Annotated in this window: 23 protein-coding genes; 5 read left to right on the forward strand and 18 right to left on the reverse strand. The window is 74.1% G+C overall.

What is annotated here, in order from left to right:
• Positions 1-7 precede the first annotated feature (7 nt).
• On the forward strand, positions 8-1,039 hold the full coding sequence (locus HDA43_RS02870) for a DUF6745 domain-containing protein (protein WP_218911575.1): 1,032 nt from the start codon (positions 8-10) through the stop codon (positions 1,037-1,039).
• Positions 1,040-1,143: 104 nt separating this feature from the next.
• Here the strand turns inward: HDA43_RS02870 and HDA43_RS02875 are convergent, their stop codons facing one another.
• The 5 genes from HDA43_RS02875 to HDA43_RS02895 all read right to left on the reverse strand — a co-directional run bounded on the left by HDA43_RS02875 (position 1,144) and on the right by HDA43_RS02895 (position 6,805).
• On the reverse strand, positions 1,144-1,986 hold the full coding sequence (locus HDA43_RS02875; RefSeq protein ID WP_179822671.1) for an STM4011 family radical SAM protein: 843 nt from the start codon (positions 1,984-1,986) through the stop codon (positions 1,144-1,146).
• A 152-nt stretch (positions 1,987-2,138) separates the two neighbouring features.
• Positions 2,139-3,515: an STM4012 family radical SAM protein gene (locus HDA43_RS02880; protein WP_179818173.1), complete on the reverse strand. Its 1,377-nt coding sequence runs from the start codon at positions 3,513-3,515 to the stop codon at positions 2,139-2,141.
• A complete protein-coding gene (locus HDA43_RS02885) occupies positions 3,509-4,312 on the reverse strand; it encodes an STM4013/SEN3800 family hydrolase (RefSeq protein WP_179822673.1) in 804 nt (267 codons plus the stop codon). Before HDA43_RS02885 ends, HDA43_RS02880 begins: the two co-directional genes overlap by 7 nt.
• Positions 4,313-4,392: 80 nt before the next feature.
• Complete coding sequence (locus HDA43_RS02890) at positions 4,393-5,769, reverse strand: STM4014 family protein (RefSeq protein WP_179818174.1); 1,377 nt, start codon at positions 5,767-5,769, stop codon at positions 4,393-4,395.
• Positions 5,770-5,851: 82 nt separating this feature from the next.
• Positions 5,852-6,805 (reverse strand): STM4015 family protein, encoded by a 954-nt coding sequence (locus HDA43_RS02895; protein WP_179818175.1) that lies wholly within the window; start codon positions 6,803-6,805, stop codon positions 5,852-5,854.
• 290 nt (positions 6,806-7,095) lie between these two features.
• Between HDA43_RS02895 and HDA43_RS02900 the strand changes: the two genes are divergently transcribed.
• A complete protein-coding gene (locus HDA43_RS02900) occupies positions 7,096-8,529 on the forward strand; it encodes an MFS transporter (protein ID WP_179818176.1) in 1,434 nt (477 codons plus the stop codon).
• Here the strand turns inward: HDA43_RS02900 and HDA43_RS02905 are convergent.
• The 4 genes from HDA43_RS02905 to HDA43_RS02920 form a co-directional block, all read right to left on the reverse strand.
• Positions 8,489-9,061 carry a putative glycolipid-binding domain-containing protein gene (locus HDA43_RS02905; protein ID WP_179818177.1) on the reverse strand — a complete coding sequence of 191 codons (573 nt, stop codon included), beginning with the start codon at positions 9,059-9,061 and terminating at the stop codon, positions 8,489-8,491. The two genes, HDA43_RS02900 and HDA43_RS02905, sit on opposite strands and share 41 nt — an antisense overlap.
• A gap of 193 nt (positions 9,062-9,254) precedes the next feature.
• On the reverse strand, positions 9,255-10,484 hold the full coding sequence (locus HDA43_RS02910) for a cytochrome P450 (RefSeq protein ID WP_179818178.1): 1,230 nt from the start codon (positions 10,482-10,484) through the stop codon (positions 9,255-9,257).
• A 265-nt stretch (positions 10,485-10,749) separates the two neighbouring features.
• Positions 10,750-11,301 carry a hypothetical protein gene (locus HDA43_RS02915; RefSeq protein ID WP_179818179.1) on the reverse strand — a complete coding sequence of 184 codons (552 nt, stop codon included), beginning with the start codon at positions 11,299-11,301 and terminating at the stop codon, positions 10,750-10,752.
• A gap of 111 nt (positions 11,302-11,412) precedes the next feature.
• Positions 11,413-12,261 carry a hypothetical protein gene (locus tag HDA43_RS02920; protein WP_179818180.1) on the reverse strand — a complete coding sequence of 283 codons (849 nt, stop codon included), beginning with the start codon at positions 12,259-12,261 and terminating at the stop codon, positions 11,413-11,415.
• A gap of 293 nt (positions 12,262-12,554) precedes the next feature.
• Between HDA43_RS02920 and arfB the strand changes: the two genes are divergently transcribed.
• On the forward strand, positions 12,555-12,977 hold the full coding sequence (gene arfB / locus HDA43_RS02925) for an alternative ribosome rescue aminoacyl-tRNA hydrolase ArfB (protein ID WP_179818181.1): 423 nt from the start codon (positions 12,555-12,557) through the stop codon (positions 12,975-12,977).
• 98 nt (positions 12,978-13,075) lie between these two features.
• On the opposite strand, the gene HDA43_RS02930 is transcribed toward arfB, so the two are convergent.
• A complete protein-coding gene (locus HDA43_RS02930; protein ID WP_179818182.1) occupies positions 13,076-13,714 on the reverse strand; it encodes a hypothetical protein in 639 nt (212 codons plus the stop codon).
• A gap of 55 nt (positions 13,715-13,769) precedes the next feature.
• The gene (locus HDA43_RS02935; protein WP_246423893.1) at positions 13,770-14,579 is read right to left on the reverse strand and encodes an HAD-IIA family hydrolase; all 810 of its coding nucleotides are present in this window, start codon (positions 14,577-14,579) and stop codon (positions 13,770-13,772) included.
• A 293-nt stretch (positions 14,580-14,872) separates the two neighbouring features.
• Here HDA43_RS02935 and HDA43_RS02940 point away from each other — a divergent pair, with 293 nt between their 5' ends.
• Positions 14,873-15,895 (forward strand): phosphotransferase, encoded by a 1,023-nt coding sequence (locus HDA43_RS02940; RefSeq protein WP_179818183.1) that lies wholly within the window; start codon positions 14,873-14,875, stop codon positions 15,893-15,895.
• A gap of 46 nt (positions 15,896-15,941) precedes the next feature.
• Positions 15,942-16,214 carry a TFIIB-type zinc ribbon-containing protein gene (locus HDA43_RS02945; protein WP_179818184.1) on the forward strand — a complete coding sequence of 91 codons (273 nt, stop codon included), beginning with the start codon at positions 15,942-15,944 and terminating at the stop codon, positions 16,212-16,214.
• Between the two features lie 63 nt (positions 16,215-16,277).
• On the opposite strand, the gene HDA43_RS02950 is transcribed toward HDA43_RS02945, so the two are convergent.
• The 7 genes from HDA43_RS02950 to HDA43_RS02980 form a co-directional block, all read right to left on the reverse strand.
• Positions 16,278-17,231 (reverse strand): hypothetical protein, encoded by a 954-nt coding sequence (locus tag HDA43_RS02950; RefSeq protein ID WP_179818185.1) that lies wholly within the window; start codon positions 17,229-17,231, stop codon positions 16,278-16,280.
• A gap of 126 nt (positions 17,232-17,357) precedes the next feature.
• Positions 17,358-17,900 (reverse strand): phosphatase PAP2 family protein, encoded by a 543-nt coding sequence (locus HDA43_RS02955; protein ID WP_179818186.1) that lies wholly within the window; start codon positions 17,898-17,900, stop codon positions 17,358-17,360.
• A 104-nt stretch (positions 17,901-18,004) separates the two neighbouring features.
• The gene (locus HDA43_RS02960; protein WP_246424089.1) at positions 18,005-18,424 is read right to left on the reverse strand and encodes a hypothetical protein; all 420 of its coding nucleotides are present in this window, start codon (positions 18,422-18,424) and stop codon (positions 18,005-18,007) included.
• Between the two features lie 184 nt (positions 18,425-18,608).
• Positions 18,609-20,636 (reverse strand): CehA/McbA family metallohydrolase, encoded by a 2,028-nt coding sequence (locus HDA43_RS02965; protein WP_179818187.1) that lies wholly within the window; start codon positions 20,634-20,636, stop codon positions 18,609-18,611.
• Between the two features lie 195 nt (positions 20,637-20,831).
• The gene (locus HDA43_RS02970) at positions 20,832-21,437 is read right to left on the reverse strand and encodes a GTP-binding protein (protein WP_179818188.1); all 606 of its coding nucleotides are present in this window, start codon (positions 21,435-21,437) and stop codon (positions 20,832-20,834) included.
• Positions 21,418-21,804: a DUF742 domain-containing protein gene (locus HDA43_RS02975; protein WP_179818189.1), complete on the reverse strand. Its 387-nt coding sequence runs from the start codon at positions 21,802-21,804 to the stop codon at positions 21,418-21,420. Before HDA43_RS02975 ends, HDA43_RS02970 begins: the two co-directional genes overlap by 20 nt.
• Positions 21,804-22,226 (reverse strand): roadblock/LC7 domain-containing protein, encoded by a 423-nt coding sequence (locus HDA43_RS02980; protein ID WP_179818190.1) that lies wholly within the window; start codon positions 22,224-22,226, stop codon positions 21,804-21,806. Before HDA43_RS02980 ends, HDA43_RS02975 begins: the two co-directional genes overlap by 1 nt.
• Positions 22,227-22,314 lie beyond the last annotated feature (88 nt).

A 22,314-nucleotide genomic window follows, 5' to 3' on the forward strand; every position in this document is an offset into this window, starting at 1 on the left:
CCCGAGCATGACCGTCACCACCGAATTCGCCGACGTCCTGGCCGCCGCCGCGCAGCGCTGGGAGGAGGTCGCCTTCCGGGCCGGGCCCGCCGATCGTCCCGAGGCGGAGGCCGGCGTACGGCTGGCCTACCGGGCCGCCGGGCTGGCCGAGCCCGGGGAGATCGTCTGGGCCGACTCCCCCCTCGCCGGCGCCCGGGCCGCCGCCCTGCTCGACACCGGCCGGTCCGTGCGTGACGCGGTGCGGACCGGCCCGTGGCAACGCGCCAGGGCGGAGGCGTACGCCGCCCTGGGCCCGACGGGCTGGGCGCTGGCCTGGGCCCTCACCGGAGGTCGGCTCTGGGACCCGGTGAACGGGATCGTGACCCGGATCCGCCAGGGCGTCGCCGCCGCGGAGGAGTCGCAGACCGCCGCCGCGGCGCTGCGCGCCTCGACCCTGGACGCCGTGCTGGGCCAGCACGACGCGCCGTGGCTGGCGCTGTTCGACGCCCTGGACCGGCCGGAGACGGAGGGGCTCGCCCGGGTCGCGCGGTCGGCGGGCTGGTGGTGGCCGTTCGAGCGGGTGGCCGTCGTGTGCGAGCGCCCCGCCGAACTGCACCGCGACGGGATGTCGCGCCTGCACCGCGCCGGCGGTCCGGCGCTGTCGTTCCCCGACGGTTTCGCCGTGCACGCCTGGGGCGGCATGCCGGTCCCCGCCGGCTTCGCCGCCACCATGGCGGCGCTGACCGTGCAGCGGATCGACGCCGAGGAGAACGCCGAGCTGCGCCGGGTCATGCTGGAGCACTTCGGCTACGACCGCTACCTCGCCGAGTCCGGCGCCGTCCCCGTGCACCGCGACGAGGCGGGCGTGCTGTGGCGGATCGTCCTGCCGGACGACGAGCCGGTGACGATGGTCGAGGTGGTCAACTCCACCGCCGAACCCGACGGAACCTTCCGCAGATACTGGCTGCGGGTCCCGCCGTCCACCCGCACCGCCCGCGAGGGCGTGGCCTGGACCTTCGGCATGACCGAGACCGACTACCGGCCGGTCAGGGAGACTTGAGCCCGGCGGCGCCGACCCCGCCGGGCGGGCGCGCGACGCGGGGTCCGGTCACGCGCGCCCGTCCGGCCGGTGCGCCGGCGAGGGCCCCGATCCGGCCTTCGGTCTCAGCGGGCCCGGCCGTGGAAGGCGGGGACACGCTCCAGGATCCCCCCGGCGAAGACGTCGTAGAGGCCGGTGGGCTCCAGGTGCACGTAGCCGATGTGGCAGTCGCACAGGGCGGCCGGGCACGGCCGGGCGCGCGGCCGGAACGTCCCGTCGTAGAGGTTGCCGAGGACTTCCGGGACGAAGTGGCAGCGCCGTACGGTGCCCTCGCCGTCCACCGAGATCACGGTGTCCCCCGTACGGCACGGCCGTCCGGCGCTGCGGTGCGGCGTGCGGCTGTAGGAGAAGAGCGGGTCGAGCCGCGTCCACTCGGCCGCCTCGGCGTCGGTGTAGGAGTGCCCCTCGGCGGCGTTGACCCACAGGTAGACCTCGGCGGGCAGGTCGTCACGGAGCCGGCGGGCGTGGTCCAGGTGCTCGGGCAGCCCCACGACGCCCACGCTGAAGCGGACGCCCATCCCGGTCAGGTCGCGGCACCGGCCGAGGAACCGCTCGTAGCCGACCTGCCCGGGGTGGTAGGTGACCCACAGGGCGAGGGTGCCGAGATCGGCCTCGCCCAGCCAGCCGGTGCGGCAGCTGAGGTTGGTCTGGATGGCGACCCGCCGGACGTGCGGCAGGTGGCTGAGCCCGACCATCGCCCGCCGGTACCACGATCGGACGAGCCCCTCGCCCCAGGGGGTGAACAGCACCGAGACGGGGTGGTCGCGCTCCGCCGCCCACCGGGTGAACCGCTCCAGCGCCGCCCGGTCGCGGCGCAGCCGGGCGGGGTCGTCGCGGCGCTTGGCGAACGGGCAGTAGGGGCAGTCGTAGTCGCAGCTGGACAGGGGCCCCCGGTAGAGGACGGTCAGGTGGCCGGCGTCGCGGCCGGCCGCGGCACGGTCCGGCGCCGTGTCGCCGCGGTCACACGCGCCGGGCGCGGCACGGTCGTGTGCGGCGCGATCGTGTGCGGCACGGTCGTGCACCGTGAGGACGGGCAGCTCGCGGGGTCGTTCTCGCTCGTTCACCGCGCCTCGTATCCCGCCATCAGCTCCCGGACCGCGCCGGAGAACAGCGCCGGGCCGATCGCGTCGGAGTGCGCCAACCCTTCCGCGGTGAGCCGCGGCCACCCGGCGTCCGTCTCCAGCCACCCCCGGGCGGCGAGGCGGTCGAACTCGGAGCCGAAGTCGGCCGTCGCCTCGGTGCCGAAACGCGCCCGGTAGGCGGCCGGGTCGAGCCCCTCGGCCTGGAGCAGCGACTGGATGAGATGGCGGCGGCGGCGCTCGTCGTCCCCCAGGCGGAACCCCACGTTGGCGGCGGTGAAGTCACCGGGCGCCAGCCGTACGTAGTCGTCGATGATGGCGCGCACCTGGCGGGTGCCGACCGCGTACTCGTGCGAGTAGTGCAGGGCGGAGGTGTAGGAGCGGGCGCCGCAGCCGAGCCCGACCATGCCGTCGCTCTGGCAGCAGTAGCCGGTCGTGTGTGCGGGGGCCGCCGTGCGGGCGGGGTCCGGCAGCCGGAACATCCGCATCGACACCTGCTCGTACCCCGCGGCGAGCAGGTGGTCGCGTCCCCGCCGGTAAAGGCCCAGCCGGTGGTCGTCCCAGTCGCGCGCGCGGCGGCCGAGACCGGTGAGCGGCCGGACGTACAGCGGGTAGAGGTAGATCTCCTCGGGTTTCCAGGCGAGCGCCGCGTCCAGCGAGTGACGCCACGACCGGGCGTCCTGCCCGTCGATGCCGTAGATGAGGTCGAGGTTGAGCGTCTCGAACCCGGCCTCCCTGATCCGGCCGAGCGCCGCCTCGACCTCCGCGCGCCGCTGCGGCCGGACCGCCGCGCGGGCCTCGGCGTCGATGAAGCTCTGCACGCCGATCGAGATCCGGGTGGTGCCCCGCTCGGCCAGGACCGCCAGGCGGTCGGCGGTCGCGGTCGCCGGTGAGGTCTCCACCGACAGCGGCACGGTCCGCAGGTCGACGCCCATGGTCCGCTCGGCCAGGTCGAACAGCCGGGTGAGTTCGGCCGCGCTCAGGTAGGTGGGGGTGCCGCCGCCGACGGCCGCGACCGCGAACACCGGTCCGCCCGGGGCTCCGCCGGGGGCGCCGGGGGCAGCGCCGGAAGCACTGTCCAGGGCGGCGTCCAGGGCCTCCCGTACGGCGCCGGCCTGGCGCTCCAGGGCGTCCAGGTAGGCGGCGACGAGCTCGTCCGGCGCGCCGGTCCGGGTGAACAGGTTGCAGAACCCGCAGCGCATCTCGCAGAACGGGATGTGCAGGTAGAGGGAGAGGCTGTCCATCGGCTCGCCCTCCCACACCCGCCGCAGCGGCGGGCGCGGATCCAGCGGCCGGTAGGCCGTCTTGTGCGGGTAGGCGTAGACGTATCCCTGGTAGGGGCTCGTGGCCGTCACCATGCTCCCTGTCTCATCGTGAACTCCCCGTAGGGGACGGTCCAGACGGCCTCGTGGCCGATCCGGTGCCCGACGTATCCGTCGTCGCCGTAGGCGGTGCCGTGGTCGGAACAGACGATCGCGAAGCCGGGCCGCCTGGCGCTCATCAGGGTGAACAGCCTGCCGATGTGCCGATCGACGTACTCCAGCGCGGCGGCGTGGCTGCGCAGGTCGTCGCCGTGCTCACGGGCCGCACCCGGTAGGTGGAACCAGTTCGGCTGGTGCAGCGCCGAGACGTTGACGAACAGGAACACCGGTCCCCGGGCGCCCCGCACCACCCGCTCGGCGCACTCGATCTGCGCCTCGAACGAGGTCGGCGAGGTCACCCCGAACGCCGGCTCCCAGTGGCTCTCGGCGAACAGTCCGGGAAGCGCGGATCCGAGCGGGGTGAGCTTGTTGAAGAAGCCCACCCCTCCCACGCAGACCGTGTGGTATCCGGCCCGGGCCAGCCCGCCGGGCAGGTCCGCCGCGTCGAACACCCAGGTGCCCTCGGCCGTCGTCTCGCTGCCGGGGAACGCCGCCGCGAACAGCCGGGGGTGCGGCCCCGGCGCGGCCGGGGTGGGCAGGAAACCGGCCAGGATCGCGGCGTGCGCTGCATAGGTGAAGCTGCCGGGGCTGTGCCGGCGTTCCCATCGCCCGCCGGGCAGCGCCCGGGCCAGGGTGGGCAGCCTCCCCGCCCTGATCAGCTCGTCGGCCACGTCGTAGCGGAGCGTGTCGAGCGTCACCAGCAGCAGGTCGTGGCTGCCCACGATCGCGTTCATGTCCCGGGTCGCGCCCGGCGCGCCGCCCCGGCCGCCCCTCGTCCCGCCGCTCACCGCGTCACCGCTCACCGTGTCACCGCTCACCGTGTCACCGCCGCGTGGGAGACGGCCGCGTGGCCTGCGGACGGGTGATCCGCGGGCGAGCGACCCGCGGGCGGATGGCCCGCGGAAGGATGACCGGCGGACGGGCGGCCCGCGGGCGCGCCGGCGGGCGGGTGGGCGGGCACGTGGCGGGCGAGGACCGCCCGGACCTGGGCCGCGTAGGTGTCGAGCCCCTCGGCCGCGCCTCCCGGCAGGCCCGTCAGGCCGGGCAGCAGGTCGCCGAAGGCGTTGACCTCCGCCACGGCGACGCCGCGCCAGTCGGCGCCCACCATCACGTCCACCCCGGCGCACAGGCTGCCGGGAAAGCACGCCGCGGCCCGCGCGCAGGCGTCCAGGACCCGATCCCAGCCCCGCGGGCCGAGCCGCGCCCGGACCGCGCCGAGGTCGCCGCGCACGCCGCCGAGGTGCAGGTTCGTCATGGGGGCGCGGGCGGCGCGGACGACCGCGTGGGTGGGTGTGCCGCCGACGGTGACCACCCGCAGGTCGATCACCCGGCCGCCGAAGCCCGCCTTGGGGAACCACCGCTCCACGTGGAGACCGTCGGCGGCCAGCAGGTCGATGATCGCCGCCACCTCGTCCTCGTCCCCGTAGGAACGCACCCGGAGCGAGTTGTGCAGTTCCACCGCGGCCCGCCCGTCTCCGCGCGGCCCTCCCCCGGTCCGACCGTCCCCGCGAGGCCCGCCTCCAGCCCGCCCGTCTCCACGTGGCCCGCTTCCGGCCCGCTCGCCCTCGTACGGCCCGGCCCCGGCCGCTCCGCCCCGGATCAGCTCCGCCGAGGTCACGGCCTTGATCCTGGACCCGGCGACCTGAAGGGCGACGACCCCGGAGGCCGAGGAGCCGTGGGCGGACTTGACGAACACCCTCCGCCAGCCGGCCCGGTCCATCCGCTCGCGCAGTTCGGCGTAGCCGCCGACCGGCCCGGGCAGGGCGGGCGGCACCGGCACCCCGGCCGCCGCCAGCCTCGCGTGGCACCGCCGTTTGTCGAACATCACCGCGATCTCGTCGACGTCGGCGAGCAGTACCGCGCCCGGGGTGCGGGCGACGGCCCGGCGGATCCGCTCCAGCCCGGCTGTCAGGGCCGCGTGCCAGGCGGCTCCCCCGCCGGCCCGGGTCGGCCGTCCGGGGCCGCGCAGCAGCGCGTCGGCCTCGGCGTCCTGGCCGGGCGACTCGATCCGCACGAGCGTCCCCGGCTCGATCCGGATCTCCTCGTCCCGCAGCACGCGGGTCCAGGGGACGACCGCGGGCGCGGGCAGGCCGTACCGGGCGCAGGCGGCGGCGAACAGGGTCACCCTGCGGTCGCCGGGCGTCCCGACGACGGCCGTCCGGACCGGCGTGCGATCACCGTGTTCGGTCACCTGGCGTCCTTACGAGGTCGGGGTCGGGGTCGGGATCGGAGCCCGGATCCGAGTCGGAGCCGGGAGGGAGCGGCGGGAGCGGTCACTCGGCCACCGCGACGTAACGCCAGTCGTCGTCGGGATCCTCCTGCTCCGACAGGTCGACCTCGACGCCGGTGCCGGCGAAGGCCGCCCGGACCCGCTCGGTCATCTCGTCGCTCAGGTAGTGGTGGTGCAGGTCGAGGCGCGCGAGGTGGGTCAGCGGCTGGCCGGACAGCAAGGCCTCGGCACCGGCGTCGGTCAGCGTGCCCATCGACAGCGCCAGCGACGTGAGCCGGGCCACCACCGGCGCCGACGCCACCGCCGCGGCGATCTCGTCCTGGATCTCGCTGTCCTGCAGGCCCAGGTGGCGCAGGGCGGGCAGTCGCTCGCCGGACAGGATCGGCGCCAGGTCCGCCACGGTGGCGTCTCCGCCGTACTCCGAGACGCCCAGCCACAGCTCCAGGTACTCCAGGGCGGGCAGGTCGGATGCCGCGACGCCGCGCACGACCTGGGCGGGCAGCCCGCCCGTCTCGAACCGGAGCACCCTGAGGTTGCCGTGGCGGACCGGGCTCAGCGTGAGCCCGGTGCCCCCGCGCACCTCCAGCCGCTCCAGCAGCGGGAACGCCTCCAGCAGCGGGGTGACGTCGCTCTGCTGGATCCAGGAGATCTCGCACTCCTCCGACGGCATCGCGCCGAGGAACAGGGAACGCAGGGCCGGGAGGCGGTCGGCGTTGCGGGCGAGCAGCTCGACGACCCGCGAGCTGCCCGTGTCGTAGGCCTCCTCCCAGCCGCCGATGATGAGCGCCTTCACCGCGGCGGTGTCCGTCTTCTCCAGGAAGGTGGTGAACCGCTGCTCGTAGCCCTCACCCGAGTCGTAAACGCTCTCCGCGATCCGCCACGCCGCCTGGTCGGCGGCGGGCGTCCGGTCGCCGGAGTCCGGGATCGCGATCGGCAGGCCGGCGTAGGTGCCGTCGTAGAGACCGTCGACGCGGTCGGTGAACTCGGTGTGGTCCATCGGGGGCTCCCGTCAGCTGGAATGCGGCAGAAGACGTCCTACCAGAGATCGCCGACACTCCAGGAATCGCGGCCCCCGCCGGCGTCGGGAGGGGAGCGGCGGCGGGGGTCCCGAACGCCCTCCCCCGCCCGGAAGCGGGATCTCCCCGGAGGCGTCCGGTGACCGGCGGCACCCCTCCGGGGACATCGGGTGACCGGCGGCGGGTCTCCGTTTCCGGCCGCGCGGGCGGCGAGCCGCAAACACCGGCGGCGAGCCGGAACAACCGCGGAACCCCGGTGATTGTGACAATCATGGACAACGGTCATCTCCGGCTCCGTTCGGCCGCCGGCCGGTGGGTGCTCACCGCCACCGTGCTCGGCTCCGGCATCGCGCTGCTGGACGGCACGGTCGTGAACGTGGCACTCCCCGCGCTCGGCCGCGACCTGGACGCCGACATGGCGGGCCTGCAGTGGACCGTCAACGCCTACACCCTCACCCTGGCCGGCCTGATCCTGCTGGGCGGCTCACTGGGCGACCGGTACGGCAGGCGCCGGGTCTTCCTGGTCGGCGTGGTGTGGTTCGCGCTCGCCTCGGCCGCGTGCGGCCTGGCGCCCGGGGTGGAGGCGCTGGCCGCGGCCCGCGCGCTGCAGGGTGTCGGCGGCGCCCTGCTGACCCCCGGGTCGCTGGCGATCATCCAGTCGTCCTTCGCCCCCGAGGACCGGCCCCGCGCGATCGGCGCCTGGTCGGGGCTGGGCGGGGTAGCGGCGGCCGTCGGGCCGCTGCTGGGCGGCTGGCTGGTGGAGACGGCCGGTTGGCGCTGGGTGTTCCTGATCAACCTGCCGCTGGCCGCGCTCGTGGTGGCGGTGACCGTACGGCACGTGCCCGAGAGCCGGGACGCCGGAGCCACCGGGCGGTTCGACGTGCTCGGCGCGGCGCTGGCCGCGCTGGCGCTGGCCGGGATCACCTACGGTCTGATCGGCCTGTCGGCGCCCTGGATCGTGGCGGGCGCGGCGCTGGGCGCGGTGTTCGCCTGGCTGGAGGTCAGGCGCTCACCGGACGCGCTCGTGCCGATCGGGGTGTTCGCCTCGCCGGTCTTCGTCGCGGTCAACGCCGTCACGCTGGTCATGTACGCCGCGATGGGCGTGGTGTTCTTCCTGCTCGTCGTCCAGCTCCAGGTCTCGGCCGGATTCTCGCCGATGGTCGCCGGATCGGCGATGATCCCGATCACCGTGCTGATGCTGCTGCTGTCGCCGGCGGCGGGCGAGCTGGCCAGGCGGATCGGCCCGCGCGTCCCGATGGCGGGCGGCATCCTGCTGTGCGCCGCCGCGCTGGTGCCGATGTCGTGGATCGGCCCCGGCTCCTCCTATGTGACGGGCGTGCTGCTGCCGGTGTCGCTGTTCGGCCTGGGCCTGTCGGCGGCGGTGGCTCCGCTCACCGCCACCGTGCTGGCCAGCGCCGCCGACCGCTACGCGGGCGTGGCCAGCGGCGTCAACAACGCCCTGGCCAGGACCGGCGGGCTGCTGGCGGTCGCCGCGATCCCGCCCCTGGTGGGCCTGACCGGCGACGCCCTGCGGGACCCCACGGCCTTCACCGCCGGGTTCCGCGTGACGATGCTGGTCGGCGCGGTGATGATGGCCGCCGCCGCGGTGGCCGCCTTCTGGACCATCCGCCGCAACGTCCTGGCCGGCGAGGACGGCGCGCCGCTCAACGGTGCACCAGCCGGGCCAGGCCCGGATAGTCGGTGACGATCCCGTCGGTGTCCAGGGACAGGTCCGCGGTGAAGCCCTCGCTCTCGTAGCGCACCAGACCGGGTTCCAGGTGGGTGTAGCGCTGGGCGTGGCGCAGCACCCGCAGGTGGGGCACCTCGACCAGGGCCATGACGAGGTCCATCCGCCCCTCGCACTCGTTGAGGCCGTGACGCAGCACCGGCATCGTGTTGGTCAGCGGCGACAGGCCCAGGTCGCAGTCGAGCGCGCCGTTGAGGGCCTGGACGTTCCCGCCCGGCGACGGCCCGGCCAGGTGCCCCATCTCCTTGGTCTCGCACGACCAGGTGCCGTGCTCGGAGCGGCGCAGGTCGAGCGCCCGGTGCCAGCCCGCGCCGTGGGCCCGCACCGACAGCGTCTCGGTCAGGTAACCGGGGAAGGTCCGCAGGGTGTACTCCAGCCGGTAGGGCAGCGGATCCGCGCCGATCGCCACCCCGACCGCCACCAGTTCGGATGCGAGATCCACCTCCGCGTACTCGGCGCCCTCGTCCTTCAACCACACGAGTGCCCGCATCGTTCGCTCCCCCCTCCGTCCGGCGTCCCACCCCCGGGGAAACCGGCCGACGGCACCGACGTACCCCCGTGGCCTCCCCCGGAACCACGGGGCCGTGGGGCCGTGGGGCCGTGGGGCTGTGGAGGTGACCGCCCCGCGTCCCGTGGCCCACGCCCGGGCCGGTCCGGGCCCGCCGGGTCGCCGGGTCGCCGGGTCAGAAGGTGAACGCCTGCCGGCGGACGCTGTTGTCGAAGTTGGACACCAGCAGTTCCGGCTCGCCGACCGTGCGGATCATCGGCAGCCGGGTGAACAGCTCGCGGAACATCGTCCGGATCTCCATGCGGGCGAGGTTGGCCCCCAGGCAGAAGTGCGGGCCCGGCCCGCCGAACCCGACGTGCGGCTTGGTGTCGCGGGTGATGTCGAACCGGTCGGGGTCGGGGAAGACCGCCTCGTCGCGGTTGGCCGAGCCGTAGAAGAGCACGACCTTGTCCCCGCGCCTCAGGCGCAGGCCGCGCAGGTCGTAGTCCTGGGTGACGGTGCGGCGGAACTGCATGATGGGCGAGACGTAGCGGACCATCTCCTCGATCGTCCCGCCGATGCGCCCCTCGAAGTCCTCCAGCAGCGCGCTGCGCTGGCCGGGATGGTCGGTGAGCAGCTTCATGCCGTGCGCCATGGTGTTGCGGGCCGTCTCGTTGCCCGCGACGAGCAGCAGCGCGAAGAACGACCCCAGCTCGCGGTCGGTGAGCCTCTCCCCGTCCACGTTGGCGGTGACCAGCGCCGAGATCAGGTCGCCGCGCGGCTTCCTGGCGCGTTCCCGGCCGAGCCGGATCACCAGGCGCTGCAGGGCGAGGAGCGCGACGGTGTTCTGCGCGGCCATCCGCACGGTGTGCGGCAGGCTGGGCCGTATCCCGCTGTAGGCGGTGGAGATGTCCACCTGCCGGTGCACCGCGGCCCGCATGTCGTCGGGAATGCCCATCATGTCGCAGATGACGTGGATGGGCAGCCGGGCGGCGACCTGGCTGACGAAGTCGCGCGGCCCCTCGGCCAGCACGTCGTCGACGATCCGGGCGCACGCGGCCTCGATGTCGCCCTGCAGCCCGGCGAGCATCTTGGGGCTGAACGCGCGTGAGACGATGCGGCGCAGCCGGGCGTGCCGGGGGTCGTCCATGTTGACCATGGACTCGCCGAACACGTGCTTGACCCAGCCGGGTGGTTCGGGGCTGGTCACGCCCGGCTCGCTGGAGAACACCCTGGCGTTGCGGCTGGCCTCCACCACGTCGGCGTGCCGGACCAGCGCGTAGAAGCCCTTGCCGGAGCGGAGCAGCGGCACGCGCTTCTCCGCGAAGAACACCGGCCGGTCCAGGGCGCGCAACCGGGCGAACGCCTCGTGACGTTCCTTGGGCGAGCGACGCCAGAAGTCGAGATCAGCCAGGTCGATGCGCATGACCTCAATCCTGACATGGCCTTTATCTAAGGCGATCGCCCCTGACCAGGTCTTTACCTTACCGGACTGTGATATAGCGCAACCCGTACCCGCGTCGGCCGCAGGGATTTCATCTCCTTGTGAACCGGATGCCCGGATCCTCACGGACCATTCATCTCCGCGTCCCCGGCGGGCTCGGCGGGCCGTCCCGGCACCGGGGCGGGCGTCCGTCCGGTGGCGGCGACCCTGGCCGCCGCCGCCGGGGACGCGCTCCTCGGCTACGCCCTCACCGGACCTTCGACTTCGCGGTGACGCGGCTGCGGACCGTCTTGGCGAGCGCGCCGAGCGAGACGTGCCGGTCGGAGGTGACGGCCGCGCCGAACTTCGCCACGGCGGTGCCGCGGCGGCGGACCACCCAGCCCCGGATCTTGACGGTCGTCGAGTCCCCCTTGTCGAGCGAGGTGACCAGGCACCGTACGGAGCGCCCCCTGGTGGAGCACTTGACGCTGCGCGGCTTGTCGATCACCTTGACCGCGCGGAAGGCGCGGGAGAAGTCGCCGGTGAGCGCCATGTAGTGCTGTCCCTTGGCGCTCTTGTTGCGGACCTTGACGGTGTAGGTGAGGTAACCGCCCCGGTGGGTGTACTTGGGGAAGTACACGTCGTAACGGAAGTTCCTCGGGGGAGCGGCGGCGGTCCGGGCGGCCGCGGCGGTGGCGGCTCGGGCCGCCGCGGGGGGCGCCGCCGCCGCCGCGGCGGCCGGCGAGGCGGGGACGAGAAGGGTGCCGCCCGCCGCCGCGGCGAGAGCCGCGGCGGCGAGCCTCTTGGGGAGGTAGCTCATAAGCCGCATCATCCATCAAAACCATCGGGATTCCCCGGGTTGTCCGGAACGAATTCGACGCGGCCGTCCACCCGGGGCCGTCCGCCCGCGGCCGTACGGCGGGGCGCGGTGTCAGGCGGGCGCCGGGACGCCGAGGTACGGCGCGAGGTGGGCGTTGAGCGCGCCGCAGCCGAGATACTTCTCCACGGTGTGGAAGTCGAACCGGTCCAGGTTCACCAGGGCCTCCTGGTCCACCCCGGTGAAGCAGGCGCGCAGGCTCGGGGGGATCGCCGCGATGTCGTCCTTGTCGGCGATGTTGACCCAGCGACGGACCCCCGGCGGCCGGGCGCCCCAGCCGTTGACCGGCGCGGGCAGCAGCCGCTCGAAGATCACGTCGCGCATGCCGAGCGGGCTGCCGAGGGTGATCAGCAGATCCACCTCCAGACCTGGGTCGGACCACAGCGTCTCATAGGCCACCACGCTGCCGAGCGAGTGCGCGATCACCGCCTTCGGCCGGTTGCGCCTGATCACCTCGGCCACCGCCGACCGCACCTTCGCCCGCACCCCGCCGCCCGCGGCGAGGTAGGCGGCGACCTCCGGGCAGAAGAACCCGGCGAAACCGGCCGCGTCGGCCCGCATGCGATCCAGCAGCCAGCGGGTCATCCGGTTCAGCGCCCCGGTCAGCCCCTCCCCCACCGCGTCGAGCTGCCTGGCCCAGGCGACGAAGACCTCCTGCGCCCCGGCGTCCATGCGCTCCACCGCCCGCGGCGCCTCGTTCCCGTGCCCGCCCAGCAGGTGGGCGTAGTAGGCGATCTCGGTGAGGTAGCGCTCCCCGCCGTACGGCCGGCCGCCGGTCAGCCCGGCGTGCAGGTAACGGTCCCACTTGCCGCGCATCACGGTGGCGGCCCCCGCGACGGAGCCCCCGGCGTCGCGGTAGTAGTGGTACTTGCCTATCCCGTGCACACCGACGATCTTCTCCACGTACCCCGTCCCTCGCTCGGCCGATCCGCGCCCGCCCCCGGTCGCCCGGGCACCGGCGCCGGCGGCCGTCCGCGTCCCGCCCGGGGAGCCCCGCACCGCCGGCGCCCGGCGATCAACCGGGCCGCATGTCACTGTGGCGGAAGCCGGGGCGCGCCACAAGAGCGTCTCCCGCCGGCCGGGGCCGTACATGCCATAAATCGCTTGATCGACGGGTTTGACCGCTGGTTATCCTGGAACCCTTCCCCGGGGAGACCCCCGCCGCAATCCGCACCGATGACGAGGAGCCAGTCGCCATGCCCGGTCCGCTTCAGATCAGCGGCTCGGTCATCGTGCCCGAGACCGAGCTCCGCTGGCGCTTCTCCCGCTCCTCGGGTCCGGGCGGCCAGGGGGTCAACACCACCGACAGCCGGGTCGAGCTCGGCTTCGACCTCGCCGCCACCGACGCCTTCCCCCCGGCCCTCAAGGACCGGGCCCTCTCCCGCCTCGGCCCCCGCCTGGTGCACGGCGTCATCACCGTCACCGCCTCGGAGTTCCGCTCCCAGCTGCGCAACCGGGAGGCCGCCGGGATGCGCCTGGCCCAGCTCCTGCGCGAGGCGATCGCCCCGCCGGCCAGGAAGCGCCGCCCCACCAAGCCCAGCCGGGGCGCCGTCGAACGCCGCATCGCCGACAAGAAGCGGCGCTCGGAGCTCAAGCGCCTGCGCCGCGACGGCCTCTGAGCCGGTACAGGGTCCACCGCCCGGCCGGGGGACGGTCCCGGAGCCCGGTGAGCACCCGGAAAGACACGCCCCCGCCCGGCCGCCGGCGCACGACCCGCTCACGGGGCGGGCCGGCGGTCCTCCATCTCCCACAGGTGGTCCAGGACGTGCCAGGCGATCCGGCGGGCGGCGTAGCGGGCCGGCCAGCCGCCCGGCACCACGGGCCCGCCTTGGGACGGCTCGGCCAGCACCGCGGCGATGTCCGCCCGCAGCGCCGCCAGGCCCGCCGCGTCGCGGAACGGCCGGTGCCGTACCCCGATCTTCCGCGCGTAGGAGCGCTCGGCCTCGATCACGTGGGCCACCATCTTGTCGCGGTCCCGGCCACCGCCCCGCGGGCCCTTGCGCAGCTCCTCCGGGGAGACCGCGGCCGCCTCGTCGAACAGCTCCCACGCCGCCCGGACCAGCGCGGCGGCCCGCGCCGCCTCGTCCGCCTCCACCGGCTTGCCGTCCAGCTCCGGAATCGCCTCGATCGCCCCGAAGTCGGTCGTCGTGCCGCCCCGGGCCCGCTCCACGACCACCGGGTCACCCGGCTCGAACACCAGCCCGGCGCGCTCGGCGACCGGCCGGTAGCGCGGCGCGTAGTCCGCCAGCGCCTCCAGTGCCGACTCCTCCGACCGGCCGATGCGGCACCAGCCGGGCCACCCGATCGCGCAGGCGAAGACCTTCTTCGGGCCGATCTCCAGATAAACGTCCGTCATACCGCCCCAGCGTGCCACCGGAACGTGACAGCACCCGTCAGGTACGGCCGGCCCGTCAGACCCCCGAATCGATCATGTCGACCAGGTCCGCCACCGAGTTGACCACCTGGGACGGGCGGAACGGGTAGCGGTCCACTTGGTCACCGCCCATGACGCCGGTGAGCACCAGGATCGTGTGCAGCCCCGCCTCCATGCCCGAGACGATGTCGGTGTCCATCCGGTCGCCGATCATCGCGGTGCTCTCGCTGTGCCCGTCGATGGCCCGCAGCGCGCTGCGCATCATCATCGGGTTGGGCTTGCCGATGAAGTACGGCGAGACGCCCGTCGCCTTGGTGATCATCGCCGCGACCGCGCCGGTGGCCGGCAGCGACCCCTCGTTGGACGGGCCCACCGGGTCGGGGTTGGTGGCGATGAACCGGGCGCCGCCCTCGATCAGCCGGATGGCCCGGGTGATCTGCGTGAAGCTGTAGGTGCGGGTCTCGCCGAGCACCACGTAGTCGGGGTCGATGTCGGTCAGCACGTACCCCGCCTCGTGCAGCGCGGTGGTCAGCCCGGCCTCCCCTATCACGTAGGCGGAGCCGCCGGGGCGCTGCAGGGTGAGGAACTGGGCGGTGGCGAGCGCCGACGTCCAGATCGCCTCCGGCGGGATGTCCAGCCCCGCCGCGCGCAGCCGCACGGCCAGGTCCCGCTGCGTGTAGATGGAATTGTTGGTCAGGACCATGAACCGCTTGCCGGACTCGCGCAGGCGCCGGATGAACTCGTCGGCGCCGGGCACGGGGTGCCCCTCGTGGACGAGCACCCCGTCCATGTCCGACAGCCAGCACTCGATCGGCTTGCGCATCTCCACCGTTCCCCCATCTTCCATGGCATCGGGATCAAACAGTCCAACGGGACAAGGATGGCAGGAGGGGTGCGGGCGGCGCGCGCGAGGTCAGGACACGGGGGACCAGGACATGAAAGGCGGGAAGGCCCGGAGGTCAGGGCGCGAGGGCCTCCGGCGCCGCCTCGGCGCGGCTCGTCGATTCCACCGGGTCGGCGTCCGGCTTCCCGGGCCACCTCCTTTACGTTGTAGATTTTTTGATCGATGCCGTCGAGGTCCCCCCGCCCGCACCGATCCAGCGGTACGGCGGGACCGGTGACGGGTGGTTCACTTGGCGGGTGAGCGACAGCGACGATCTCATCGACGACCTCCGGCGGCTGGCCGAGCGGCACGGCGACGGCCCCGCCGAGGTCATCCCGACCCGGCCGGACGTGGTGATCGTCCGGGCCGGGTCCATCGTGGTCAAGGCGCACGGCCCCGGCGCCCGGAGGGAGCCGCTGGAGCTGCGGGTGCGGGCCGCGGCGCATCCGGCGCTGCGCGGGATCGTGCTCGGGCCGGTGACCGAGGAGGTCGCCGTCGTGCGCGGCAGGCTCGTCACCGTGTGGCCCGCGGGCACCCCGGTGGACCCGGGCGACCCGGACGCGGCCCCGTGGACGGCGGCGGCGCGGCTGCTGGCCCGGCTGCACGCCGTACCGGCGCGGGCGCTGCCCCCGCTGCCCCCGGCGGGCGGCCCGGCCCGGGTCGCGGCGACGGTCGCCCGGCTGGAGGGCCGCTCCCCCGCCGCGGACCTGGTGCGCCGCACCCTGGCCTGCCTGCCCCTGCCCGGCTCCCCCGCCTCCCCCGGCGACCTTCCCGGCGGGTTCCCCGCTCCCGGCGCGCGGCTGCCCGGCCCTCGCGTCCCTCTCGACTCCACCGGCGCCCCCGGTCACCCGGGCGAGCCCGGCGCGTCCGCCGCCGCGGGCTCGCTCGCCCACGGCGACTGGCACATGGGCCAGCTCGTCAGCGCCGGGGGCGAGTGGACCCTCATCGACATCGACGACCTGGGCACCGGCGACCCGGCCTGGGACCTGGCGCGACCCGCGGCGTGGTTCGCGGCCGGGCTGCTGGAGCCGTCCGTCTGGCACGGCTTCCTCGCCGCCTACCGGGCGGCCGGCGGGCGCGCCGCCGGAGCCGAGGGCGACGACCCGTGGCCGCGGCTCGACCTGCCCGCCCAGGCGATGACCGTGCAGCTCGCGGCGGCCTCGATCGACAAGGCCGAGCGGGCCGGCCGGCCGCTGGACGAGGTCGAGCACGCCCTCCTCGACACGTGCGAGAAGATTGCCCGGGCCAGAAACGCCTGCCACGGCGCACCCGCGCAGTAGGTTATGGGTACTTCAAGGAAACGCGAACAACAAGGAGATCGGCCACATGCAGTGCCCGAAGTGCCGGGGCCTGATGCGCACCTACGAGCGCAACGGCGTCCACATCGACCAGTGCGAGAGCTGTCGAGGGATCTTCCTTGACTACGGCGAGCTGGAGACCCTCACCCGCATCGAGAGCCAGTGGTCCCAGCAGCACCACTCCGCGCCGCCGCCGCCTCCCCCGCCGGTGCACGGCGCCCCGGGCTGGGGCGCGCCGCACCACGGTCACTACGGCCACCACCGCCAGCGCAGCTGGGTGGGCATGCTCTTCTCGACCTGACCGGTCGCCGCGCCCGCCCCGGCGAAGGCGGGCGCGGCTCGCCCGCCCGGGGCGGGCGAGCCGTCAGGTCGGGAAGTCGCCCGGCTTGACCCGCCGGGAGCGGGCGTTGCCCCCGACGACGGGGTTCAGGGTGAGGGTCCAGTTCTTCCAGCTGATCTGGGTGGCGGTGTAGGTCGTCCGGAACCGCAGCGCCTTCTCGAACCGCTCGAAGGCGCACGACCGGGTGAAGGTCCGGGCCTTGGAGTCCCAGTCGTCGCCGAGGGTGTAGTAGACCTTGTAGCTGCCGTCCCGCACGCCGCGGACCTTGAACTTCGACTTCTTGCGCACGTAGACGGTGACGACCTTCTTCTTCCCCCGCACCAGGACGACGACGGCGTCCTGGCGGTTGCCGTTGCGCAGCTCCAGGTAGCCGCGCCCGGTGCGGCTCTCGGAGCGGACGTAGCGGCCGTTGGGCAGGCGGCGGGTGCGCTGCGCGGCCGCCTTGACCGGCACGACGTCGGCCGGGTATCCGGTCAGCGAGCGCGCGGCCTCGCGCACCGCGGTCAGCTCGTCCTCGCGCTCCATCCTGGTCAGCACGGCCGGGCCGGTGCAGACCTCCTGGTTCTGCGCCTCCTGGCGCGCGGTGTCGAAGGCGGCGGCGAACCGGCGCAGCGCCGTCAGATAGGCGTCGTGCGCGGTCCTGACCTCGGTGGGCGGCGCCAGCTCCGCCAGCCGGGTCACCGCGTCGTTCACCGTGGTCGAGGTCCGCTCCAGCCGTCCGTCGAGGCTCTTCGGCCCGTCGGTCGCGGCGAGTTTCCGCAGCGCGTCGCGCACCGGGCCGCGCGCCTTCTCCAGTTCGCTCCGGTACTCCTCGGCGGTCAGGGCGGCGGGGGCCGGCGTGCCGGAGGAGGAGGTCGTCCCGTCGGCCCCCGCGCCGGTCGCGGGCCGGTCTGCGGCGGGCTCGCGGTCGCCTGCCGTGCAGGCGCACAGGGTCAGGGCGGTGATCACGACACAGGAAAGCAGCCGGGGGGTGGTCACCTGTCCCACTATCGCCTGATAGATCATCGCACGTCAATGGCGAATCCCCAGCCCACCACCGCTATATCTACCAATACAGATAAATAGCGCTCAGCAAGATGAATTTTCCATCAAAGCGAAAAAGCGCTATTCACGGGCGCCCGGCAGCAGCCGCCGAATGGCCAGCCCCGCCGCCATGCCGGTGGCCGCCCCGGCGAGCACGTCGCCCGGGTAGTGGACGCCGGTGTAGACGCGGGAGAAGCAGACCCCCGCGGCCAGCGCGCCGATCGGGACCGCGACCGCCGGGGGCGCCTCCAGCGCCACGGCCGTGGCGAACGCGGCGGCGGAGGCGGAGTGGCCGGACGGGAACGAGGCCGACACCGGCCTGCGGATCAGCCGCTCCAGCGGCAGCCCCTCGGCCGAGGGGCGGGTGCGGCCGAAGATCTGCTTGCCCACCAGGTTCACCAGCGGGCTGGCCAGGCTGATGGCGAGCAGGCCGCGCGTCGCGGCGCGGCGCAGCGGCCGGCGGCCGGTGGCCACCAGCGCCCCGGCCAGCCCGGCCCACAGCAGCGAGTTGTCGGCGGCGCGGGACAGCGCGGGCACGAAACGCTCCAGGCCGGGCAGGTGCGCCCCCGCCACCGCGGCGAAGAGCCTCCGGTCCAGCCTGCTCAGCCATGACCTCACCCGCATGCGCACCACCTTCCCGTACGGCCTCTCGCCTTCCCGCGCGGCCGGCCGTCTCACCGTCTTCCCGCACGGCCGCCTTTTCCACGCGTCCGTCTCCCGGCCGGCCGTCAGCCGACGGTGATCCGGAAGACGGCGTCGCCCGAGGCGCGTCTGCTCGCGTCGTCCGGGGGCGTCCGGCCGTTCTGGCAGCGGCGGCAGTTGGAGATCGTGACGGTGGTCGTGCCCGGGTGCTTGGCGTTGAAGATGAAGTAACGGGCCGGGCCCGCGGCGCCGGAGGCGGGGCTGGGTTCCTCGCTGATGAAGGAGGCCACCGCGACGTCGGGCAGGTCGCCCATCTCCCAGTGGTCGCCGGCCCGCTCGTCGTCGTCCACCGCCAGCGCGAACCGCGCGCCCGGGGTGAGCCGGACGTCCACGGTCCTGCCGACGCTCCCGTGGAAGACCGTGCCGACGTCCTTGACGGCGCTTCCGGAGCCGCAGCCCCCGGCCAGTGCCACCAGCAGCAGGGCGACCAGCCCCGTTCGGTACATCACCCGGCTCAGCGTAGCGAGCCCGCACGGGCGCCGCCCCGTAGGGCACCGCCGTACGGCCCGGCGGCGTCCGGGGCCCCGCTCCGGCGGACAGGGCCGGAGCGGGGCCGGGGCGGGGCCGGGGCGGCCGAGGCGGGGCCGGGGTGCGACCGGGAGGCCGGGCCCGGAACCGCCGGCGGGGCGGTCAGGCGCCGGCGAGGCGGGAGCGGTAGACGCGCCGGGCGCGCTCGTAGAGGGCCAGGTGGTCGTCGAGCTGCCCGGGACGGTCGAAGACCCCGAGGTCGCGGACCATCGCCTCCAGTCCGTCCAGCCAGTCCAGGCACCAGCGGACGTCCTCGGGCCTGGCCACGTGACGGCCGGCCACGTCGAGGTAGACCGGGCTGGTGTGGGCGTGGACGCCCTCACCGGTCAGTGACCGCTCGTGCGGGCCGCCGACGGCCACCGCGACGACGTAGGTGGGGTCGCCGGCGACCAGCTCCGCGGTCAGCTCGCCGGGCGGCCCCTCCGCCAGGACGCCGTCGGCGGTGCGGATCTCCAGCCGCTCCACCTCGGGGCCGATCGAGCGCACGACGATCGGGACCCGGTCGCCGGGCGAGAGGTCCAGGGTCTCGCCAGGTCCCCGGCCGCCGGCCGACAGCTCCAGCCAGGGGCCGGTGGTGCCGAAGGTGCGGCCCCGCCGTACGGCCTCGGCGAACGAGGCGGCGGTGAGCGGCCCGTCCACCCGGGCGTAGACGCGGGCCCAGCCCGGCGGGTTGGACTGGTTGCCCCGCCGGGCGAAGGAGATCATCGCGTCGGTGCCCGCGGTGACCGCGAGCCGGTTGCCCGCGCCGACCAGCCGCCGGTAGATCGCGGCGGGCCCGGTGATCGTGGTCTGGCTGAGCACGTCGAGGCTGTCGACCAGGCCGAGCGCGGCGTCGGCGACGATCTCCCGGGCCGTGCAGTTGCGGCCCGAGGCCAGGCCCACCTCGGGGCCGTCGGCGTCGGTGGCCGCGGCGTGGAAGGGGTGGCTGTAACCGAGGAGCGCGCCGAGACCGCGGAGCTCCTCGCAGCCGGCGGCGTTGGGCGGCCAGTCGGCGGCGCCGGCGAAGCCGGTGTGGAACCGCGAGGGCGGGGCCGAGACTCCGAAGGCGTACAGGTGGCCGAGCAGGTCGTTGCGGTACTCGACGCCGAGCCTGGCCAGGTGGGTGGCGTCCGACCACGGCAGGTCCCGCCCCGCCCAGTGCTCCAGCGCCTCGGCGTCGTAGACGCGCTGGGAGGAGACGTTCCCGGCGACCAGGTTGAGCACGTGCAGGTCCTCGCCGTGCTGGATGGCGGCGGCGTGCTCGGGCAGGCCGACGGTGTCGCCGGCCCAGTTGAGGTGGACGTGCATGTCGCCGCCGTACCAGCCGCGCGCCGCGGCGTCGTAGAGGCGCTCCGGGGTCAGCTCGACCAGGGTCTCCTCGCCGGCCACCGGGGTGACCTCCACCTGGGCGGCGCCGTACTCCATGCCCCGGGTCACCCGCACGGTCAGCGGTTCGGCGGGGACGTCCAGCACGACGTCGTCGCCGTGGAAGTAGGGCAGCACGTGGTAGTCGCGGCGGGCGGGGACGCCCTCGGGGTACCAGCCCTGCTCGTGCTCGCCGTGGACGCCCCACCGGCAGGGGAAACCGGCGCGCAGCCGCAGGCGGGCGGCGGCGGCCGGGCGGGTCAGCGCCGAGAGGTCCACGCGGCGGCCGTCGGCGACGACCTCGCTCGCGCTGGTGATCCCGACCAGCCGGGCGCCGCGCGGGGCGATCTCGTGGGTCTCGCCGTCCACCGTGACGGTGGTCTTCTCGTCGCGGGCGGAGTCGAGCAGCAGGGTCGTGCGCAGCGGCCGGTCGTCCAGTACGGCCTGCGGGAGCGCCTCCAGGGTGTGGCCGCCGGGGGTGAGGCGGAGCGCGGCGAGGTTGTCACGGACCCGTCCGTCCAGGACGTTGCGCACGATCTCGTCCATGTCGAGCCCGACCAGGTGGGCGCGCCGCTCCTGGGGGGACAGGTCCGGGCGGCGGGCGGCGACCATGGCGTGGCAGACGTCCCAGAAGGTGTCGGTGCCCATGAGGTAGGCGTCGGTCGCCATGGACTTGACGTAGAAGATGGGGTTCTCACCCCAGGTGACGCCGTGCTCGGCCAGCAGCCGGCGGTACTCCTCGGCGGCCCGGGCTACGGCGGGCGGCAGGAGCGGGTCGTGACACATGGTTCCTCCCCGTGACGAGGCGCCTGACGATCGCCGTCATCGTGGCACCCGGACACGGACCGCTATGGACCTGTCACGCTCATCGGGATGATTTATCACTACTTAGTGGTAGAAAACCCAACCCATCATGGCCGATCTTTCCCCGGTTCCGGCGGCACTCCCGGAGCGGACGCCGGAGGCCGCCGGGAACCCGGCTCAGCGGCTGCTCGGCGCCGGGCCCAGGCGCATCCGCATCGCGTGCTCCACCAGCGTGATCAGGACCTCCTTGCCGGACTCGCGGCGGCGGGCGTCGCACATCACGATCGGGATGTCCTCGTGGAGGGTCAGGCCGAGCCGTACCTCGTCGAGGTCGTAGCGGCGGGCGCCGTCGAAGCAGTTGACCGCGACGATGAAGGGCGTCTCGCGCCGCTCGAAGTAGTCGAGGGAGGGGAAGCAGTCGGCCAGCCTGCGGGTGTCGGCGAGCACGACCGCGCCCAGCGCGCCGAGGGCCAGCTCGTCCCACAGGAACCAGAACCGCTCCTGACCGGGTGTGCCGAACAGGTACAGCCGGTAGTCGTCGCCGATGGTGATGCGGCCGAAGTCCATCGCGACCGTGGTGGTCTTCTTGCCCTCCACGCCCGACAGGTCGTCGATCCCGATGCCCTGGTGGGTCAGGGTCTCCTCGGTGCGCAGCGGCTCGATCTCCGACACCGACCCGACCAGGGTCGTCTTGCCGGCTCCGAAGCCGCCGGCGACCAGGATCTTGATCGCCTTGGGCAGCGTGACGCGCCCCGCGTCGCGATCAGAGCGCACGGAGTCCATCCAGCACCGCCTTGTAGAGCTTCTCGTCGTGCATGTCCGTCTCCGAGTGAGGTTCTTGCGTGGCGATGAGTCCCTGGTCGAGCAGGTCGCTGAGCAGGACGCGGACCGTGCCCGCCGGGAGGTTGATGTGCGCGGCGATCTCCGCCACCGACTGCGGCCGGCGGCAGAAGCGCACGATGGCCTGGCACTCCGGATCGAGACCGCCCGTCCCCGCGTGGGCGGGGCCCACGGCCACCGCCAGGGTGATCAGGTCGAACCGGCCTCGGGTGGGCTCGGTTCTGCCGCGGGTGAGGACGTAGGGCCGGACGATCGCTCCGGCCGCCTCCCCCACCCACTGCGTGTCGGGATGCTCGTCGGAGGCGGGCATCACGGGCCGTCGTTCCCGGCGAGGTCCGATCGCGCCGGTGAGGTGAGGTACTGGCCGACCCGGGTCACGAGCATGGCCATCTCGTAGGCCACCAGGCCGACGTCGGCCTGGTGGGCGCAGAGCACCGCCAGGCAGGCTCCCTGCCCGGCCGCGGTCACGATCAGGTACGCCGACCGCATCTCGATGATGGTCTGGCGCACCGCGCCGCCCTCGACGCGGTCGCTGACCCCCCTGCCCAGGCTCTGGATCGCCGACCCCACCGCGGCCAGGTGCTCGGCGTCGGCCCGGTCGAACCCCTGTGAGGCGGCCAGCAACAGGCCGTCGGTGGAGAAGACGATGCCGTGCTCGGCCTCCTCCACCCTCGCGACCAGGTCGTCCAGCAACCAGGCCAGGTCGGTGAAAGATCCTGTTCCCTGCACCACTCGTTGTCCTCTTTCTGCTTAATTCTGCTGAAAGGGCCTTAGATCGCCCGCCGCGGCGGCCCCCGACGCCGGCGCGGATCGGAGTCGT

It is taken from the genome of Streptosporangium sandarakinum (genome assembly GCF_013409935.1).
Taxonomy (GTDB): Bacteria; Actinomycetota; Actinomycetes; order Streptosporangiales; family Streptosporangiaceae; genus Streptosporangium; species Streptosporangium nondiastaticum.

Coding starts and splice junctions, on each gene's coding strand:
- HDA43_RS02935 (WP_246423893.1), bottom strand. CDS start 14,579: ATGGAAGATGGGGGAACGGTGGAGATGCGCAAGCCGATCGAGTGCTGG.
- HDA43_RS02955 (WP_179818186.1), bottom strand. CDS start 17,900: ATGCGGGTGAGGTCATGGCTGAGCAGGCTGGACCGGAGGCTCTTCGCC.
- HDA43_RS02960 (WP_246424089.1), bottom strand. CDS start 18,424: ATGTACCGAACGGGGCTGGTCGCCCTGCTGCTGGTGGCACTGGCCGGG.
- HDA43_RS02930 (WP_179818182.1), bottom strand. CDS start 13,714: ATGACGGACGTTTATCTGGAGATCGGCCCGAAGAAGGTCTTCGCCTGC.
- arfB (WP_179818181.1), top strand. CDS start 12,555: ATGCCCGGTCCGCTTCAGATCAGCGGCTCGGTCATCGTGCCCGAGACC.
- HDA43_RS02945 (WP_179818184.1), top strand. CDS start 15,942: ATGCAGTGCCCGAAGTGCCGGGGCCTGATGCGCACCTACGAGCGCAAC.
- HDA43_RS02975 (WP_179818189.1), bottom strand. CDS start 21,804: ATGCCCGCCTCCGACGAGCATCCCGACACGCAGTGGGTGGGGGAGGCG.
- HDA43_RS02910 (WP_179818178.1), bottom strand. CDS start 10,484: ATGCGCATCGACCTGGCTGATCTCGACTTCTGGCGTCGCTCGCCCAAG.
- HDA43_RS02965 (WP_179818187.1), bottom strand. CDS start 20,636: ATGTGTCACGACCCGCTCCTGCCGCCCGCCGTAGCCCGGGCCGCCGAG.
- HDA43_RS02915 (WP_179818179.1), bottom strand. CDS start 11,301: ATGAGCTACCTCCCCAAGAGGCTCGCCGCCGCGGCTCTCGCCGCGGCG.
- HDA43_RS02885 (WP_179822673.1), bottom strand. CDS start 4,312: ATGAACGCGATCGTGGGCAGCCACGACCTGCTGCTGGTGACGCTCGAC.
- HDA43_RS02905 (WP_179818177.1), bottom strand. CDS start 9,061: ATGCGGGCACTCGTGTGGTTGAAGGACGAGGGCGCCGAGTACGCGGAG.
- HDA43_RS02880 (WP_179818173.1), bottom strand. CDS start 3,515: ATGGTGACGGCCACGAGCCCCTACCAGGGATACGTCTACGCCTACCCG.
- HDA43_RS02870 (WP_218911575.1), top strand. CDS start 8: ATGACCGTCACCACCGAATTCGCCGACGTCCTGGCCGCCGCCGCGCAG.
- HDA43_RS02895 (WP_179818175.1), bottom strand. CDS start 6,805: ATGGACCACACCGAGTTCACCGACCGCGTCGACGGTCTCTACGACGGC.
- HDA43_RS02900 (WP_179818176.1), top strand. CDS start 7,096: ATGGACAACGGTCATCTCCGGCTCCGTTCGGCCGCCGGCCGGTGGGTG.
- HDA43_RS02970 (WP_179818188.1), bottom strand. CDS start 21,437: ATGGACTCCGTGCGCTCTGATCGCGACGCGGGGCGCGTCACGCTGCCC.